We start from the raw sequence: 18,698 nt of genomic DNA on the forward strand, positions 1-18,698 counted from the left end.
GGTCATAACGTGTTCCATTGTTATTTCTTAGATATACTAATATCCCTAAATATTGTTGTTTATTTACGCCATTAATTTCCTCTGGAAGTGATGTCGTATATGTAACCCACATCTTATGGCTTTCCTCGATAAAATAGAGTGCTGTAACTCTTTCATTATTCATCTGTTTACCATTGAATGCTTCCAGTTGATGCGTATAGTATATAATTCTAAATTACATATAGCACTAATGACATGGCAAGTGGTTTCTGTTGTTTAAATTGGAGTGCCTAGGGGGAAATATGAGGGTTCTTCTTGATAGTGTTGATTTAAACACTATTCTATAACTTAATGAAATTGTTCGATGGAAAAAGAGTTGCTACCTTTTGTAAGTTACTGGTGTAAATGTTAAGAGGGTTCATTACTGAAAGTTAGTGTGAGAGATGTATAAGGCTTAAATAGTTATATTCAGTAATTTTTTTTAATGAAACATTTTCAATGAGCTTATCGGTTCTATCTTTACTTTTAGCCATGTTCGGGATTGTGTAGATAAGAATTTTATTTCTATAAAGCAATAATATGCTCAGCAGTGCTCTTAACTCGTCCACGTCTATTTTTGTCAAAGTCTAATAGAAACAGTCATCTGCCGATTACGCTTTCAAAGACATCTTATCATAACAGTACTATTTGTAATTAAATCGTTACAGTTGTGTTTGTGAAGCTTTGTTTTGGGGATTTGTAGCGAGGCAAAGGGGCTAAATTGCTTAACGACAATAAAAAACAGGCTGCCTTTTTATCTCGGCTAATTATAGTCAAATTGGCATTAATTTTTTTACGGCAATAGGTCAAGTTAAGTGAGCCAATACCTTGGGGCTTCTTAAGCTGCTTAGTATCAGCATACCGATACTGGCGCCTATAGAGAGGTCTAAGGCCTATTACAAGATCAAGCTTATAGATAAGAGTATATAAGAGGAGTTACTAAAGCTGAGGCTGAAACCAACAATGCGGTTAATAAACCCAAACCTTATATCAAGCCGATTTAACTAATTACTTTTAGGTTTTAGATGCGCACTGACGACATAGCAACCTTAGAGTCTGTTTTGCGGCAGCAAAAGTGCAGACAGCCTAAGTATTGAATTACGCTAAGCACTAGGTTGAAGCTGGCAACAACTCAGTCAAGGATAACCCACAAAGATAGTCACTAAAGCATACAGCGACCAAGGTAACTGTATGCTTAACCTAAATCACCAAAGCAAAGCAGACGGAACTTGCCGTAACACTGTAAACAATTTACTCCTCATTGCATTGAAAAACGCGCACATTGTCCCCTGGACTTTACTGCTACTTTGTCGACAAAGTGTTGGTTTTCTATCGCCCTGTTGGGTGAGTTTATTGTAAAAATACTGTTTTGTGGGCTATGCCACATCCGCAATCACTACATTACCAACTAAAGCATTAAAAGGTTACAGTTTCTACTACGAGGCAAAGTTTACCTCACTGGTTGTATCTAAAATTGATGAGGCAAACGATGCGAATTGAAGACTTAAAGCTGTTTACTATTGTGGTGAAGTTAGGCAGCTTCACCGCTGCAGCAACGGCACTCGATCTGCCTCGCGCCAATGTGAGTCGTCGTATTGGTGAGCTTGAAAAGGCACTCAACGCCCAGCTATTTTTTCGCACCACGCGGCAATTACGTCTGACACAACATGGTGAAGCTTATTATCATGAACTGCTGGCGGTGCTTGACGGTTTTGAACAAGCCAAGAACAAGTTGCTCGATGTAGATGAAAAGCCGGTCGGAAAAGTCAAACTGGGCTTTTTGCCTGAAAGTGACGAGGCGCTGCAGCCTGCATTAGCAAAATTCCAGCAGCTTTATCCCGACATAGAGTTAGATCTTAGGCTCACAAATAACTATGTAAATGACATCTATAGCTTAGGGTTAGATTTTGTTTTGCATGCAGGCAAAATCAAAGACTCAGGCTTTATTGCCCGTAAAATCTTAAGCCTAGGCCGCGGAATGTATGCGAGTCCTGACTATGTGGCTCAATATGGTGCACCGACTAGTTTGGATGAGCTGGCGCAGCACCAAACCGTTTGTTATCGCTGGCCTGACGGAACACTCGATGATAATTGGGATTTTATCTCAGACAGTATTAAAGTGAATTGCCGCGTGAGCTGTAACCACATGGGCTTTGTACGCCGGGCAATTGTGGGTGGCCAAGGGATAGGCTTTATGCCGCCGCTGTTTGCGCTAGCCACGATAGAAAGCCATCAGTTAGTGCGTATTTTGCCTGAGTATGAGTCTAAAAAAGAAGATGTCTGGTTAATCTATCCTGATAGAAAAGGCATTAGCTTACCCACACGTTTATTGATTGACTTTTTATTACAAGAAATTCCAGAAAGGGCTTCATTGTCATGAAATATGTGACATTGTTATGCGCATCAAGGCGATTATCTCGTTAAGTTAAACACTTACACTCTCTCCCAATAAATATATCGGGAGAGAGCAATGAAACCATCAACCTCTAGCAGCAATAATCAACCAGCGGCAAAATTATTAATCCTATCAAGTGCAATGCTCCTTGCTGCAGGATGTAATGAAACACCAGTCCCTTCTGAGCCTGAAGTACACAATCACCGCCCCGTTCAGGTCTTATTACTCAATGAGTCTCAGCAAAGTAATGTAAGACACTTTTCTGGTGTGCTTGAAGCAACAAAAACCGCACATTTGGCGTTTAAAGTCCCGGGTACGATCGAAGCTATCTTGGTTAACCCCGGAGACAAAGTCATTAAGGGCCAGGTACTCGCTAACTTAGATCCCCATGATTACCAAGTTACAGTGATTGAATTAGAAGCGCGTCTCGCTGAGGCAAATGCTGCCCATGATTTAGCCAAGGCGGAACTGGCACGTGTAAAAACAGCAATTGCAGATGATGCTATATCACAAGTTAATTTAGATAGAGCCAATAGCGGTTATAAACGGAGCCTAGCCATGGTTAATGTGGTGACGCAAAACCTTCAAAAAGCACAAGATGCACTGGATTACACCCAACTTACAGCCCCTTTTTCTGGGGTTATCGGTGCTAAGAACCAACAAACATTTGAACAAACTGCCCCCGGTACGGCGCTGTTTTCATTACATCAGCTTGGCAACATGAAAGCGGTGATTGATGTGCCTGAGAACTTAATGCCTCAGTTACGCAGCTCGCAACAAGCCCTAGTTACTTGGCATGACCAAGATAAACCGCTTATGGCTTCACTAAGCGCGATGGAAACCATGCCCGATCTCATTAAGCAAACATATGAAGTTGAATTTATTATGGCGCAAAGTACCACAGCGTTACCGGGCAAAGCTGTCGACGTCGCAGTCACATTTGAAAACGACAAGCCAAGCTACTGTGTACCTTATGGCGCTTTGGTTAGTAAGTTTGCCAACAACAGCGTTTACTTAGTACAAGAGCAAAAAGTAATAGAGCAAAAGGTCACGGTGCAGTCTTTTCTCGAAAATAGAGTGTGTATCAGCGGTCATTTAGAGCAAGGCGATGCACTTGTTACCGCAGGAGTTCACTACTTGAAGCCTAACCAGCTTGTCACTAAAACTGTCGCTAAAGCGTTTAGCTACTAGGAGTTGTGATGAATTTAGCTGAATTTGCCATTAAGCAAAGAGTATTCGTATTATTTTTTAGTGTGTTGTGCGTGATTGTAGGTTTAGTTTCTTACTTTGAACTCGGTAAATTAGAAGATCCGTCCTTTACTGTAAAAAGTGCCGTGGTTGTTACCTTATATCCTGGAGCATCGGCTGAAGAGGTCGAGCTACAAGTAACCGATAAAATAGAAACCAAACTGCAAGAAATGGGCGCAATGTGGAAGCTGCGTTCATTATCTCGCCCAGGTAGCTCAATGATTTTTATCGACTTAAAAGAGTCGACTAACTCAAAAGAGTTGCCACAACAATGGGATTTATTGCGCCGAAAAGTCGAGGATGTGAAGCTGTCTTTACCTGGTACTGCGCAAATAAGCATAGTGCAAGATGAGTTTTCAGAAGTCTATGGCATGCTATTTAGCGTTTATGGTGACAATGCGCAACCAGAAGCGTTACGCCAATATGCCAAAGAGCTGCAGCGCCGGATTAAAACCCTCGATGGCATCAAAAAAATTGAGCTACATGGTGTACAAAGCCAAGCGGTATATATTGATTTGCCAGAGCAAAGGTTAGCCAAATACGGTATTTCATCTGCTCAAGTTATTAACCAATTGGCGACTCAGAACCTAACCTTTGATAGCGGTAGCTTTGCTGCTGATTCAGAGCGGATCCGTATTGACCAAAGCAGTGCATTTAAGTCGGTACAAGATATTAAAAACCTCACTATTAAAGGTGGTGTAGGCGAGTACAGCACCGGTCTTATTCGCCTTGGTGATATTGCCGATGTCAGTTTAGGTTATAAAACTCCCGCAACAACATTAAGCCGTTTCAACGGTAAAGCGGCTGTGAGTCTTGCAGTTAGCCCCGTTGAAGGCATAAATGTGGTGAGCTTAGGTGAGGATTTGACTTCGATTATCAGTGATTATCAAGCACAGCTGCCTGTAGGAATCGAAATCGGCACCATTGCATTTCAACCCGATGAAGTTGAAAAATCAATTGAAGATTTTGTGGTTAACTTGCTAGAAAGTGTCGCCATTGTATTTGCTGTACTGCTGATATTTATGGGCTTTAAGAGCGCCACGATTGTAGGCGGTAGCTTGCTGTTTACCATCTTATTAACCCTAATTTATATGTATATAGCAGGTGTGGATCTGCAGCGTGTGTCACTCGGTACATTTATTTTGGCACTCGGTATGCTGGTGGACAATGCTATTGTTATTACCGATCTGTTTGTGGTGAAGCTCAATAAAGGCATTGAACGCACAAAAGCGGCAATCGATGCAGTTAAAGAAACGGCTAAACCGTTACTTGCTGCGACAGTCATTGCCATTATGGGCTCAAGCCCTGTGCTGTTTTCGCAAACCGATGCCGGTGAGTTTGCCAGTTCAGTGTTCTTAATTATTTGCTCATCATTGCTGTTTTCATGGTTAGTTGCGGTGACGCTCACGCCATTACTGTGTTGGTTATGGATTAAGCCAAATGCAGTAAACGATACTAAGCAAAACAAAAAGAGTCGTTACCACCTTGCAGTAAGCTGGACTGTTAACAATCCCCTTAAAGCCATATCTATGGTGATCCCATTACTGTTAATTACGGCAATGGCAGTGCCTTATGTTGCTATCAACTTTATTCCTAGCTCTGATCGTCCTATGGTGTTCTTAGATTATTGGTTACCTAACGGGGCCAAGATAGAACAGACATCGACAGACATGAAAAAAATTGAACACTGGTTACTTCAGCAACCAGAAGTGACCACGATATCAAGCTATGTTGGCGCAAGTGCACCTAGGTTTTCGGTCACCGTAGAGCCTGAGCCATTTGATAGCAGCTATGGTCAAGTTGTGATTAATGTGGCGGATTATGACGGCATCGCCGAACTGGTTAAACGAGGAGATGTTTGGTTAGCGCAAACTTTCCCTAATTCAGAGCCACGTTTTAGAGCACTAAAACTCGCGACTAAAGATAAATTTAGTATTGAAGCAAGATTTACAGGTTCTGATCCACAGGTACTCCATGACTTGTCTGAGCAAGCTCAACAAATATTGGCAAACCATCCCAACATTAAATACGTGCGCGATGATTGGCGTCAACTCAGTAAAGTGATTGAGCCGATAATCAATCAAGAGCAAGCAAGGCGTGCAGGCATTAACCGCACCGATATTGCACTGGCAATCAAGCGGGCAACCGAAGGGGTGACGTTAGGTACACTTAACCAAGGCGATCAGTTAATCCCTATCAGCTTTAGAAGTGCAGACGCTGACTTAACTTACTTAGAGACATTACCTGTTCGTTCACTCCTAGGCGTGCACAGCGTGCCATTAGGGCAAGTGGTTGATGGCTTTGAGCTTAAAGCTGAAGAGAGCATGATTTGGCGACGCAATCGAGTGCCAACAATTACAGCACAGGCTGATGTATTTGACATCACTCCGGCTGAGGCACGTAACCAAGTTAAAGCCCAAATTGAGGCAATAGAGCTACCGGCTGGCTACGCATTTGAATGGGGCGGCGAATACTACGATGAAAACCGAGCCATTAGCGATACCTTAAGCCAAATGCCAAAGGCATTGTTGATGATGGTAGTGATTATGGTCGCCATGTTTAACGGCTTTAAACAGCCTGCAATCATTCTTATTACTTTACCCCTTGCCGCCATAGGTGCCACCTGGACGCTACTGCTGCTGGATAAACCCTTTGGTTTTATGGCACTGATTGGCGCCATTACCTTGTCGGGCATGATCATTAAAAACGGTATCGTACTGATGGATCAAATTGAGCTTGAGCGCGCCAATGCTAAGCCGCTTCGTGAAGCGGTACATGCGGCAACATTGAATCGCACAATGGCTATTTCAATGGGCGCATTAACCACCGCACTAGGCATGATCCCGCTATTGAGCGATAGATTATTTGACCAAATGGCAGCCACAATCATCGGCGGACTGGCAGCTGCAACACTATTATCGCTGTTTATTATGCCAGCTTTCTATTGCTTGTTTTATCGCAATAGCGACAAAGCACAGCAGCCTACACAAACAGAACCCTTAAACGTAGCACCTGCATTGGAGCAAAAATAATATGAAACTTCTAAAGCTCGCTCCACTGGCTGTAGCACTTATGGTATCGGGCTGTGCAGTGGGGCCTGATTACCTGGTACCCACTACCCAGCTTCAATCTGAATATTTAAATCAACACGTCAACGGGGTTTCGCCGGGTGAGTATCAAGCCAAACAACAGTCTGCTTGGTGGCATCAATTTAATGATCCTGTGCTTAATCAGCTCGTCATAGATGCCCAAAACCAAGCGATTCCATTGAAAGTCGCCGCCGAACGCATAAAGATGGCGCAGTCTTATCAAGCAGCGATTGAATCTTTTAAAGTGCCGACAATCAATGTCGGTGCGGGCTTTGGTAATGCACAGATTAGTGAGAACGATCCATTACTTGGCGGGGCGATAACCGCGACAAATCCATTAACAGGTGAAGCTCTTGGCTTAGTTGATGACAATAACAGTGCATTTTTCGCAGGTGCAAGCATAGCTTGGCAGGTCGATCTATTTGGGCAAATAGATAAGCAATCTCAAGCAGCTGCAATTAGAAAAGAGCAAGCCGTTATTATGAGAGAAGGCTTGGTAACTTTGATTACCTCTGATGTGATTCATAATTATCTGCAAATGCGTGGTGCCGAGGAGCGTAAGCAAATTGCGCTCAACACAGTGGCAGATCAACAGCGTACGCTCGATCTTGTAAAGCTCATCGTTAAAAGTGGTTATGGTTCAAAGTTAGATGAAGCGCAGGCAAAAGCGATGCTTGCTGTCACTAAATCGGTTATTCCACAGTTGGAAATCGCTGAAAACGTGCATAAGCAGCGCTTAGCTATCTTATTAGGAGAAACCCCCAAACAGGCGCAGTATCGCTTTGAGCAGAAGATGCCACTGCCCAATTTTAAAGGAGTGATCCCGACAGGTTTACCGTCAGATCTTCTCAATCGTCGCCCGGATATTCGAATGGCCGAGCGAGAAATGGCTGCGATAAATCAAGAACAGGGTGCGGCTATTGCCGCTCAATATCCTAAAGTGTTTTTAACTGGCTCACCGGGCGTGTTGGCCAAAGACTTTGACGATCTATTTAGCAGCGACTCAGTTGCATGGCTAGGCAGTGTCGGCATAAGTTGGAATGTGTTTGATGGCGGCCGCGGCGATGCCATGGTTGAGCTACAACAAGCGCGCTTTGATGTCAGTGCGCTTAGATATCAACACTCGGTCATAGCGGCATTTGGTGAGGTTGAAACCCTGTTGCAAGGTTACGGTCAGAGCCAGCAATATGTTGAATTAGTGATCGAAGCGGAAGCAGAAACCACCAATGCCGTGAATAAAGCTAAATCCTTATACAAAGCTGGTTTAAGCGATTATTTATCAATTTTAGACGCGCAGCGCCAACAAAATATGCTTAGAGACCGCATGGTGGCCGCAAAATTACAAACCGCGCACATGACCATAGGCTTACATAAAGCGCTTGGCGGAAATTGGCAAGTAAACAGTGGTGTATAGATAATTTGTTTTGCCGTAAAAGCCGAATAGCAACGTTTTGTAAAATCACCGCTATTCGGTAGTTGGCTTAGGGTAAGCAATATCGATACAAGATAAAAAATGCAGTGCTTAGGCGCTGCACTTTTATATAAAGCCGCTAGATTGTATTGAATTACCCGCCTATCACTGCTTTTAATCCACCAATAAGTCAGTTGTTAAAGTGGTCTTGCAACCTAGCTAATTCTTAACTCAAATACTATTAAACACCTTAATAAAACCAGTCTCGTTTCAATGAAAAACTGTAAAAGTTTTGTGCCTTAATTCGCCTGTTGGTTAAAGAGTGTCCCTTAGACTTTACTCCTACTTTGTCGACAATTTGTTGGTTTACTGTTGACTAAAACTATAAGAATGGCTAGATTGTCGACAATCCATTAAGATCTAATATTCTATTTTGCCAATGACATTCTTTAACGAACAGCCAGTTACCAGTGCAGACAAAACCTTCTTTCAGCTACGCAAAGCGATAGTAGAGGGCGAAATTGTGCAAGGCTCAAAGCTGAGTGAAACCGAGTTGTCGACAAAATACAGTGTCAGCCGCGCAGTTATTCGCGAAGCGATTAATCGTTTAGAAGCAAGCCACCTGGTTGAGCGCAAGGCCAATGTTGGCGCACGTGTTGTTAGCTTAACGCCAGCAGGCTTATTAGAGCTTTATCAAGTGCGTGAATCTCTTGAGGGCATGGCGGCAAGGCTTGCGGCAATAAATATGACCGATCAAGAAATTGATAATTTACAAACGCTACTCAACAGCCATTTTGAGACCGTGCAGTCTGCAGGCAGTTATTATCAAGAAGCAGGCGATGTGGATTTTCATTATCGGATCATTCAAGGCAGTAAGAATAAGCATTTAATCTCTATGCTTATTGACGGCATTTATCACCTCGTACGCATGTACCGAGTGCAACTGGGCATGACAGGCCCGCGAGTGACCACCGCCTTTGATGAGCATAAACACATAGTTCAAGCGATTTGTAATCGCGATGCCGAGTTGGCAGAAATGCTAATGCGTCGCCATATTTTGTACTCAAAATCGAGTATCGAAAATAAATTAGTGAATGATTAAGCAGCATAAAAGTTCAACATTTGACCGTTATAACATCATTATCAATATTGCCATGCTGAACTGAACTTTAGGTACAGCGAGCGATAAACAAAAGGAATCAACATGAGCGCAGGAAAGAAGTTTCGCGAAGCACTCGCGGCCAATAAGCCCCTACAAATCGTGGGTACCATCAATGCTTACTCGGCCATGATGGCTAAAAAGATTGGTCATCAGGCGATCTACTTATCGGGCGGCGGAGTCGCAAATGCATCATACGGTTTACCGGATCTGGGCATGACATCGCTTAATGATGTGATTGTTGACGTGCAGCGCATCACTTCAGCCTGTGACTTGCCGTTAATGGTTGATATCGACACAGGTTGGGGCGGCGCGTTTAACATTGCTAAAACCATTCGCGATATGGAAAAAGCCGGCGCTGCCGCAGTGCACATGGAAGACCAAGTCGCGCAAAAGCGTTGTGGTCACCGCCCAAATAAAGAGATTGTGTCAACGGAAGAGATGGTCGATCGCATTAAAGCGGCGGTAGATGCGCGCACAGACCCTGACTTTTTCATTATGGCGCGTACAGACTCGTTCGCTCAAGAAGGCTTAGAAGCGGCAATTGCCCGTGCTAAAGCTTATGTGGCTGCAGGTGCTGATGGCATTTTTGCTGAAGCTGTGAAAACGGAAGAGCATTACCGCGCATTTAGCGACGCGCTAGATGTGCCAATTCTTGCCAACATTACTGAGTTTGGCCAAACCGAATTGTGGAATAAAGAGCAATTAGGCGAGTGGGGCGCATCTATGGTGCTGTATCCATTAAGTGCCTTTAGAGCTATGAACAAAGCTGCTGAAATGGTTTACAGCTCTATTTTAGAAAATGGCGATCAAAAGGCAGTAGTTGATTCAATGCAAACACGCATGGATCTATACGACTACCTAGGTTACCACGATTACGAGCAAAAGTTAGATAAGCTATTTGCTGAAGGAAAGAACCTGTAACTGCTGACTAGCGGTAATAGGCGATAAATGAATTAAGTAAAACGGCAGTAAAGCATAAGTTTACCATTCGCTAAGCTGCCTTATTTTGAGAAGTACCTATTCGATAAAACCTTACAAACGTTTGCGTGATGGATTCGCACAAACGTAATAAATATAAAAATAACCTGCAGCTACGGCTAACGGGTAAACAAATAAAAGGAAGAGAGCAATGGTTGATAAGAAGATTGGTGGCGCAGGTCTACGTGGTCAAAGCGCAGGTGAAACATCTTTATGTACTGTAGGTAAGTCAGGCTCTGGCTTAACCTATTGTGGTTATGACGTATCAGATCTTGCTGATAATGCTTCATTTGAAGAAGTGGCTTACTTGCTATTTAACGGCGAGCTACCTAATCAAACCCAGCTTGATCATTATAAAACCGAGCTTTTTGCCCAGCGCGATCTTCCAAAGGCACTAAAAGAGGTGCTGCAACGTATTCCAGCAGACGCCCACCCAATGGACGTCATGCGTACCGGTTGTTCATTCTTGGGTAATCTAGAGCCAGAAAACGATTTTAGCGAGCAAAACCAAGCGGCAAACCGCTTATTAGCCGCGTTTCCGGCCATCATGTGTTACTGGTACAAGTTCTCCCATGAAGGTGTAGAGATTGACTGCGTAACCGATGAAGACTCAATTGGTGGTCACTTCTTGCACCTACTTAATGGCAAAGCACCATCTGAGCAGCACCGCCGCGTAATGGACGTGTCGCTGATTTTGTACGCAGAGCATGAGTTTAACGCATCAACCTTTACCGCTCGTGTATGTGCATCAACCTTATCAGATATGTTCTCGTGTATTACTGGTGCAATCGGCACACTACGCGGCCCATTGCATGGCGGCGCGAACGAAGCGGCAATGGATATGATCCAGCAGTTTAGCTCACCTGAAGATGCAAAAATCCAAATGGCTGGCATGCTTGAACGTAAAGAAAAGATCATGGGCTTTGGTCATGCGATTTACCGCACCTCAGATCCTCGTAACGTGATCATCAAAGCCTGGTCAGAAAAGCTGGCTAACGAGTTTGGTGACACCTCACTTTACGATATTTCAGTCGCTTGTGAAGAGTTTATGTGGGACACCAAGAAGCTATTTTGTAACGCGGACTTCTTCCATGCATCGGCTTACCATTTCATGGGCATTCCAACTAAGTTGTTTACCCCAATATTTGTTTGTTCACGCCTAACGGGTTGGGCGGCGCACGTGATGGAGCAACGCTCAAACAACCGCATTATCCGCCCAAGTGCTGACTACACGGGTAGCGAACCACGTAAAGTTAACCCTATAAGTGAAAGATAATCATAGTAAATAACAATAGAGGCAGGTTACTCTGCCTTAATGTTAGGTAAGTGATTGTAATTTAGGTTTTTAGTGGGATGAAAATATTGCAAGGTTCTAGGATCTAGGGCCTAGGACCTAGAAGCGAAGCGCCCTCTAACCTGTACGAATTAAACTGGAACGCCTTATGAATACCCAATACCGTAAACCTTTACCCGGTACCGATCTCGATTATTTCGACACAGAAGGGGCCGTTAATGCCATCAGCCCAGATGCTTACCGCAGGCTGCCATATTGCTCACGTGTTTACGCCGAAAACTTAGTACGTCGCTGCTCGCCAGAAACATTAACCGACAGCCTAAAACAGATCATTGAACGTAAGCGCGATTTGGACTTTCCATGGTACCCAGCCCGAGTCGTGTGCCACGATATCTTAGGTCAAACCGCATTAGTGGATTTAGCCGGTTTGCGTGATGCGATTGCAGATAAAGGTGGTGACCCATCAAAAGTGAACCCAGTTGTGCCAACTCAGTTGATTGTCGATCACTCGTTAGCAGTAGAGCATGCGGGCTTTGAAAAAGACGCGTTTGAGAAAAACCGCGCCATTGAAGACAGACGAAACGACGACAGATTCCATTTTATCAACTGGACCAAAACTGCCTTTGAAAACATTGATGTGATCCAGCCTGGTAACGGCATTATGCATCAAATCAATTTAGAGAAGATGTCGCCTGTGATTCAAGCGCGCGAAGGCGTTGCTTTTCCTGATACCTTAGTTGGTACCGACAGCCACACACCACACGTTGATGCCTTAGGCGTTATCGCCATTGGTGTTGGTGGTCTTGAAGCCGAAAGCGTGATGCTAGGGCGTCCATCTTATATGCGTCTACCGGATATTGTCGGTGTAGAGCTGGTGGGTGAGCGCCAAAGCGGCATTACCGCCACCGACATTGTACTGGCAATCACTGAGTTTTTACGTAATGAAAAAGTCGTTTCGACTTACCTTGAGTTCTTTGGCGAAGGTGCAAGCAACTTAACTCTTGGCGACCGAGCAACTATTTCGAATATGACCCCAGAATTTGGCGCAACCGCTGCCATGTTTTATATCGACGACAAAACCATTGATTACCTAAAACTAACAGGCCGAGACGAAAGCCAAGTTAAGCTAGTTGAAACCTATGCCAAGCAAACAGGCTTGTGGGCAGATAGCTTGCAAGATGCCGAGTATGAGCGGGTACTGCGTTTTGATTTATCAAGTGTAGGCCGTAACATTGCTGGCCCGTCAAACCCACATCGCCGAGTGTCAACCAGCGAGCTTGCTGCAAAAGGCATTAGTGGTGAAGTTGAAGATATGAGCGGTGACAAGTCAGGCTTAATGCCTGATGGTGCGTGTATTATTGCCGCCATTACCAGTTGTACCAATACCTCAAATCCACGTAACGTGATTGCCGCAGGTCTGCTTGCCCGTAACGCCAATGCTAAAGGCTTAACCCGTAAGCCTTGGGTTAAAACCTCACTTGCGCCAGGCTCAAAAGCGGTGCAGCTGTATTTAGAAGACGCCAATCTGTTAACTGAGCTTGAAGCATTAGGCTTTGGTATCGTCGGCTTTGCTTGTACAACCTGTAACGGCATGAGCGGCGCGCTGGATCCAGTGATTCAGCAAGAAGTCATCGACCGTGATTTGTACTCTACCGCTGTACTCAGTGGTAACCGTAACTTTGATGGTCGAATTCACCCTTATGCTAAACAAGCCTTTTTAGCGTCGCCGCCATTAGTTGTGGCTTATGCTATTGCGGGCACCATACGATTTGATATTGAAAAAGATGCCTTAGGGCAAGATGAGCATGGCAACGATATTTTACTAAAAGATCTGTGGCCATCAGATGAAGAAATCGATGCGGTAATCGCCCAAAGCGTTAAGCCTGAGCAGTTCCGCAAAGTGTACGAGCCGATGTTTGATATCAAAGTTGAATATGGCACAAACACCAATCCTCAATATGACTGGCGTCCACAAAGTACTTATATTCGCCGCCCACCATACTGGGAAGGTGCACTGGCAGGCGAGCGCACCATGAAAGGCATGCGTCCGTTAGCGGTTCTCGGTGACAACATCACCACCGATCATCTATCGCCTTCAAATGCGATTATGCTCGACAGTGCTGCAGGCGCTTATTTAGATAAAATGGGCTTACCAGAAGTTGATTTCAACTCTTATGCGACGCACCGCGGCGATCACTTAACGGCGCAGCGTGCGACTTTTGCTAATCCAAAACTGTTTAATGAAATGGTCACTAAACTTGGTAGCAATGGTGAAGTCGAGGTGAAGCAGGGCTCTTACGCCCGTATTGAGCCAGAGGGTGTTGAATCGCGCATGTGGGAAGCCATTGAAACCTACATGGAACGTAAGCAGCCGCTGATCATTATTGCTGGCGCCGATTACGGTCAAGGTTCAAGCCGCGACTGGGCTGCAAAAGGTGTGCGTCTTGCTGGTGTTGAAGTCATTGTAGCTGAAGGGTTTGAGCGTATTCACCGTACTAACTTAGTTGGTATGGGCGTATTGCCACTTGAATTCACTAACGGCGATAACCGTCATACCTATCAAATTGACGGTACGGAAATCTTTGATGTACTCGGTGAACGTACACCGGGCGCAATGCTCACAGTTATCATGACCCGAACTAATGGTGAAACCCTTGAGATCCCAGTTAAGTGTCGACTCGATACCCTTGATGAAGTCTCTATCTATGAAGCGGGCGGCATACTCCAGCGCTTCGCCCAAGATTTTTTAGAGTCCTCGAAATAATGAGGAGTCTTTAACTAGTTGAGAGTCTTCAGCGTATAGAGAAGCCTTCAGCGGATAAAGAGTCGTCATGCCAGATTTGAAGGAATATTGAGGTTCAAACGTTGTAAGACGGTATTGCAATCTATATGAGACGCCGCAAGTACATCCTTGTAGGCTCTGCGGTGGCATCCATGCCACCAAAGCTCATATAGTCAGCAATATCGTCAACTCAATCTCACACTTTATATTTTGGCAACGAGAGTAGTCTGTGCGGGAGCTAATTAAAGGAGCTACCGTGCGTATTTTCATTGTTCTCGGACCCATTTAACGTTGAAATGACTAGGCATTACGGATTGACAAGGTAAAACACATGACCACATCAACAGATCCAAAACCAAAATTTGCGCCACAAATCAAAGTGCCTGCCACCTATATGCGTGGCGGCACCAGTAAAGGGGTGTTTTTTAATTTAACCGATTTACCTATTGAGGCGCAGGAAGCAGGTGCTGCGCGTGATGCCTTGTTACTAAGAGTCATTGGCAGCCCAGATCCTTACGGTAAACAAACCGATGGCATGGGCGGGGCAACATCCAGTACCAGTAAAACGGTTATCTTAGCTAAAAGCGATAAAGCCGATCACGACGTTGACTACCTATTTGGTCAAGTTGCCATCGATAAACCGTTTGTTGACTGGAGCGGTAATTGCGGCAACTTAACTGCAGCGGTCGGATCATTCGCTATCAGTAACGGTTTAGTCGATAGCAGCCGTGTGCCAGAAAATGGCACGGCTGTGGTGCGAATTTGGCAAAAAAATATCCAAAAAACCATTGTTGCCCATGTACCTATGACAAATGGTGAATTGCAAGAAACCGGTGATTTCGAGTTAGATGGCGTCACGTTCGCTGCAGCTGAGGTCCAAGTTGAGTTTTTAGCCCCAGCAGACGGTGAGGGCGCTATGTTCCCAACCGGTAATTTAATTGATGACTTGAAAGTGCCTACTGATGTTGTAGAAAGTGGCGTTTTGCAAGCCACCATGATCAACGCAGGTATTCCAACCGTGTTTATTAACGCCAGCGAATTAGGTTACAGCGGCGCAGAACTGCAAGATGCCATTAACGGTGATGCAAAGGCGCTTGCCATGTTTGAAACCATCCGTGCTTATGGTGCAGTGCAAATGGGGCTAATCAAACATATCGACGAAGCGGCAACCCGTCAGCACACGCCCAAAGTGGCAATTGTAGCGCCGCCTATAGATTACACTTCATCAAGCGGTAAACAGATTGCCAAAACTGATATCGATTTAAACGTGCGCGCCTTGTCTATGGGCAAACTGCATCATGCCATGATGGGCACAGCTGCAGTGGCAATTGGTACAGCAGCGGCAATACCGGGCACCTTAGTGCACTTAGCAGCCAGTCAAAGCCAGAGCCTGAGTCCGAGTCCGAGCAATAGTGCTAGTTCGGACACTGTCACCTTTGGTCATCCATCTGGCACGTTAAAAGTTGGCGCAGAAGCGACTGAAGTTGACGGCAACTGGCAGGTGAATAAAGTGGTGATGAGTCGCAGCGCAAGAGTATTGATGGAAGGTTGGGTGAGAGTGCCAGCGGATACGTTTTAATCTTGCAAGGCCGCACCCTTTAATCAAGGCATCTGTAGTGCTCAACTAAATTTGGCCATGTTGAATCCAATGTTGCTAAGTTAAGCCCAAAGCAAAATAGCAAAATCAAAAAAACTAAGAGCCCAGCACAAACTGGGTTCTTTTGCGTTAAAAGCGATAGAGAGCAAATTAGTCGTGAAAACTGCAGTTTTAGCGTATCCTAGCGGCCATTAAATTTAATACTGCTGTTTATGAACATTGACGTAAAAGATATATCCGATCCCGTGGTCAACTCCGAGATCACCTGCTCAAATTGCCAAGCATGTTGTTGCCGATTAGAAGTCATGATAGTGACCGATACAGGCGTACCAGACGAGCATATCAGTGTTGACGAGTATGGCGCTGAAACCATGTTACGCTTAGATGATGGCTGGTGCTCAGCAGTCGATAGAGACACCTTGATGTGCACCATTTATGAGAACCGCCCATGGATCTGCCGTCTGTTTGAGATGGGATCGTACGAGTGCATCAGCGAGCGTAAAGAGCTGCTTTAAATTTTTCTATTCCCTTTCTAACAAAGTATGACGGCATTTCTTTTGTGTATGAGTTATGTCGTTGGTAGCGATTTGCCTCATATCTGCAGGCTGCAGATTAAATTAAGCCGAATATACGTTTTTGGGTATTCGTGAGCAGCTGCGATAGCAAAATTCAACTATTAAATTAGTCGTGTTAGAACTCGTCTGTTTTTTATAAAGCAAAGCAGCATCGGGGTTTCAACATAATGAACGGTTGCTTAGGTACTCCCATTCTTGTCACATGATTACACACTTGTTTATTTTATACTTATCCCTATGTTACTATCATCCACGCCTAGTCATTTTCAGTCATTTATTTACGATTCAATTTCGTAGTCGATGTTCATGCTAAAAATGAGACATCTATATGATTTTCAAGAATAGGATCTCTTGTATTTTTTATACAAACACGTATTGTATGGACATATATTAAAGGAGTAAGTGCTTAAGGAAGAGACGCTTCAAGATGAGTCTAAATCAAAGTGCAGTTCACACAATAAGTGAGCTCTATATTTGATACTCAATCCAAGTCTGCCTTGCCATACATTTATAAGTACTTACCACGCTAACGCTATGTTGCTTGGAGTGTTATGTTAAGGTTTAAATCTGCGTTATCTGTTTTATCAAAATCATCCCCGTATGCGGTGCGTACTCTGCATCAAAATGATAACTCTATCGAAGATCAGATAAAAAATTATCTATTCATTACGACCAACATTGAACAAGCTTTTAAAGAAGCACTGCTTAGTGCAACAGAAGATGACATTATCTTTCTATGTGGCAGTAGTGGCGACGGTAAATCTGAAATCTTAACACGTTATTGTGAAATGGCGATGTTTAAAGACCGCTATAAGTTTCACTTAGATGCGACCCATAGTTTTTCACCAACGTCTAATGCAATCCAAACACTTGATACTTTATTTGAAGAAAACCGTACTTCTAATAAAACGCTCGTAGTTGGTATTAACGTCGGTATGCTTGGCAACTATGCGCAAGAAGGCGCAGAGCAGCACGATGATATTAAATCATCGATAAAGAGCTTCCTTGATGACTCACCAACGGAGTCCAATCACCAGTTTTTAGACTTTGAGAAGTTTCCCAAGTTTGTATTAGGGCAAAATGGTTATACGGCTGAGTTTGTAAAAGAGCTGTTTCAAAAGCTAACCGCGCCGACTAATAACATCATCCGCGACCATTTTGAGCACGAAAAAACACTAACGCAAGCTGTCGACAAGAAGTTGTGTGCCAATTATGAGCTCTTAAGTGATGAAGCGGTACAACAGACCATTATCGAGCTTTTATTTAAAGCGCGATTAGTTAAGGACCAGTTCCTTACTGCGCGTGCATTACTTGATTTTGTGTTTCATTTATTAGCAGGACCTGGTTATTTATTTGATAACTTATTCACCGGCACTGATAACGAATTAGCCAGTAAAATTGTAGATTTTGATCCTGCTAATATCCGAACGCAGCATATAGATAAATTCATTTTATCGAGAAGTTTAGGTTTACCTGATCATAACTACGAAGTATTTGTAGAAGCTCTTTTGTTAAAGGGGTTTACTCGCTCTCTAGCGCCAGAATCTTATCTAAGACTGTTCTACCTGTTAAAAAATTCAGAGTTTGCTAACAACTATCACCTTTCATTTTGTGCTGACTTCCAACAAGACCTGATTAAGAAATATTCTGAGGTTTGGCACCTTCATTGTCACTTTGATGGTTCTGATGAGCATAAGTTGGCATTACGCCAATATTATAAAGATGTCGCAATTGCTGCTATCCATAAATACAACAATCGTAATGCACCAAGGCTAGGCAAAGGCGAGTTCTTTATTTCTGAACACAATGGTTTTCAGTTAGCTGCAGACCTAGAACTTAAAGTTCATGTGCCTCAAATAGCTGAAGATAAAGAGACTAAAACATCACACTTTAATACCTATTTTAAGGTGGGCAAACGTATTGTGAAATTGCCGACAAACATCAACTTATTGAGTCTGATGCTACGTATTGTTGAAGGCTATCGCCCTAATAAGCACGATAAAAATACCGTTGTGCTCTTAGATGAGCTTGTTGAAGAGATAGCTGAAGTTGCTAATGAAACGAGAACTTTGCACATACTTTACAAAAATGACCGATACAAAATTGCAAACGACGATTTTGATGAATTTGAAGTGAGTGGCCTATAATT

The 18,698-nt window shown here is 43.8% G+C and carries 11 protein-coding genes; all 11 read left to right on the top strand.

Annotated features, from left to right (window positions below):
• Positions 1-1,507: 1,507 nt before the first annotated feature.
• Positions 1,508-2,398, top strand: a complete 891-nt coding sequence (locus K5Q73_RS20495; protein WP_220763055.1) for a LysR family transcriptional regulator — start codon at positions 1,508-1,510, stop codon at positions 2,396-2,398.
• Between the two features lie 90 nt (positions 2,399-2,488).
• A complete protein-coding gene (locus K5Q73_RS20500; RefSeq protein ID WP_259650789.1) occupies positions 2,489-3,604 on the top strand; it encodes an efflux RND transporter periplasmic adaptor subunit in 1,116 nt (371 codons plus the stop codon).
• An 8-nt stretch (positions 3,605-3,612) separates the two neighbouring features.
• Positions 3,613-6,693, top strand: a complete 3,081-nt coding sequence (locus K5Q73_RS20505) for an efflux RND transporter permease subunit (RefSeq protein WP_220763057.1) — start codon at positions 3,613-3,615, stop codon at positions 6,691-6,693.
• 1 nt (position 6,694) lies between these two features.
• Complete coding sequence (locus K5Q73_RS20510; RefSeq protein WP_220763058.1) at positions 6,695-8,164, top strand: efflux transporter outer membrane subunit; 1,470 nt, start codon at positions 6,695-6,697, stop codon at positions 8,162-8,164.
• Between the two features lie 436 nt (positions 8,165-8,600).
• Positions 8,601-9,263 (top strand): GntR family transcriptional regulator, encoded by a 663-nt coding sequence (locus K5Q73_RS20515; protein ID WP_220763060.1) that lies wholly within the window; start codon positions 8,601-8,603, stop codon positions 9,261-9,263.
• Positions 9,264-9,365: 102 nt separating this feature from the next.
• Positions 9,366-10,244, top strand: coding sequence for a methylisocitrate lyase (prpB, locus tag K5Q73_RS20520; RefSeq protein ID WP_220763063.1), 879 nt, complete (start codon positions 9,366-9,368; stop codon positions 10,242-10,244).
• A gap of 208 nt (positions 10,245-10,452) precedes the next feature.
• The gene (gene prpC / locus K5Q73_RS20525; RefSeq protein ID WP_220763065.1) at positions 10,453-11,577 is read left to right on the top strand and encodes a 2-methylcitrate synthase; all 1,125 of its coding nucleotides are present in this window, start codon (positions 10,453-10,455) and stop codon (positions 11,575-11,577) included.
• A gap of 166 nt (positions 11,578-11,743) precedes the next feature.
• On the top strand, positions 11,744-14,359 hold the full coding sequence (acnD, locus tag K5Q73_RS20530) for a Fe/S-dependent 2-methylisocitrate dehydratase AcnD (RefSeq protein ID WP_220763067.1): 2,616 nt from the start codon (positions 11,744-11,746) through the stop codon (positions 14,357-14,359).
• 349 nt (positions 14,360-14,708) lie between these two features.
• Positions 14,709-15,956 (top strand): 2-methylaconitate cis-trans isomerase PrpF, encoded by a 1,248-nt coding sequence (gene prpF / locus K5Q73_RS20535; protein ID WP_220763069.1) that lies wholly within the window; start codon positions 14,709-14,711, stop codon positions 15,954-15,956.
• Between the two features lie 230 nt (positions 15,957-16,186).
• Positions 16,187-16,489: a YkgJ family cysteine cluster protein gene (locus tag K5Q73_RS20540; protein WP_220763071.1), complete on the top strand. Its 303-nt coding sequence runs from the start codon at positions 16,187-16,189 to the stop codon at positions 16,487-16,489.
• A 611-nt stretch (positions 16,490-17,100) separates the two neighbouring features.
• Complete coding sequence (dptF, locus tag K5Q73_RS20545) at positions 17,101-18,696, top strand: DNA phosphorothioation-dependent restriction protein DptF (RefSeq protein ID WP_220763073.1); 1,596 nt, start codon at positions 17,101-17,103, stop codon at positions 18,694-18,696.
• Positions 18,697-18,698 lie beyond the last annotated feature (2 nt).

This window comes from Shewanella sp. MBTL60-112-B2 (genome assembly GCF_019655055.1).
Classification (GTDB): Bacteria; Pseudomonadota; Gammaproteobacteria; order Enterobacterales; family Shewanellaceae; genus Shewanella.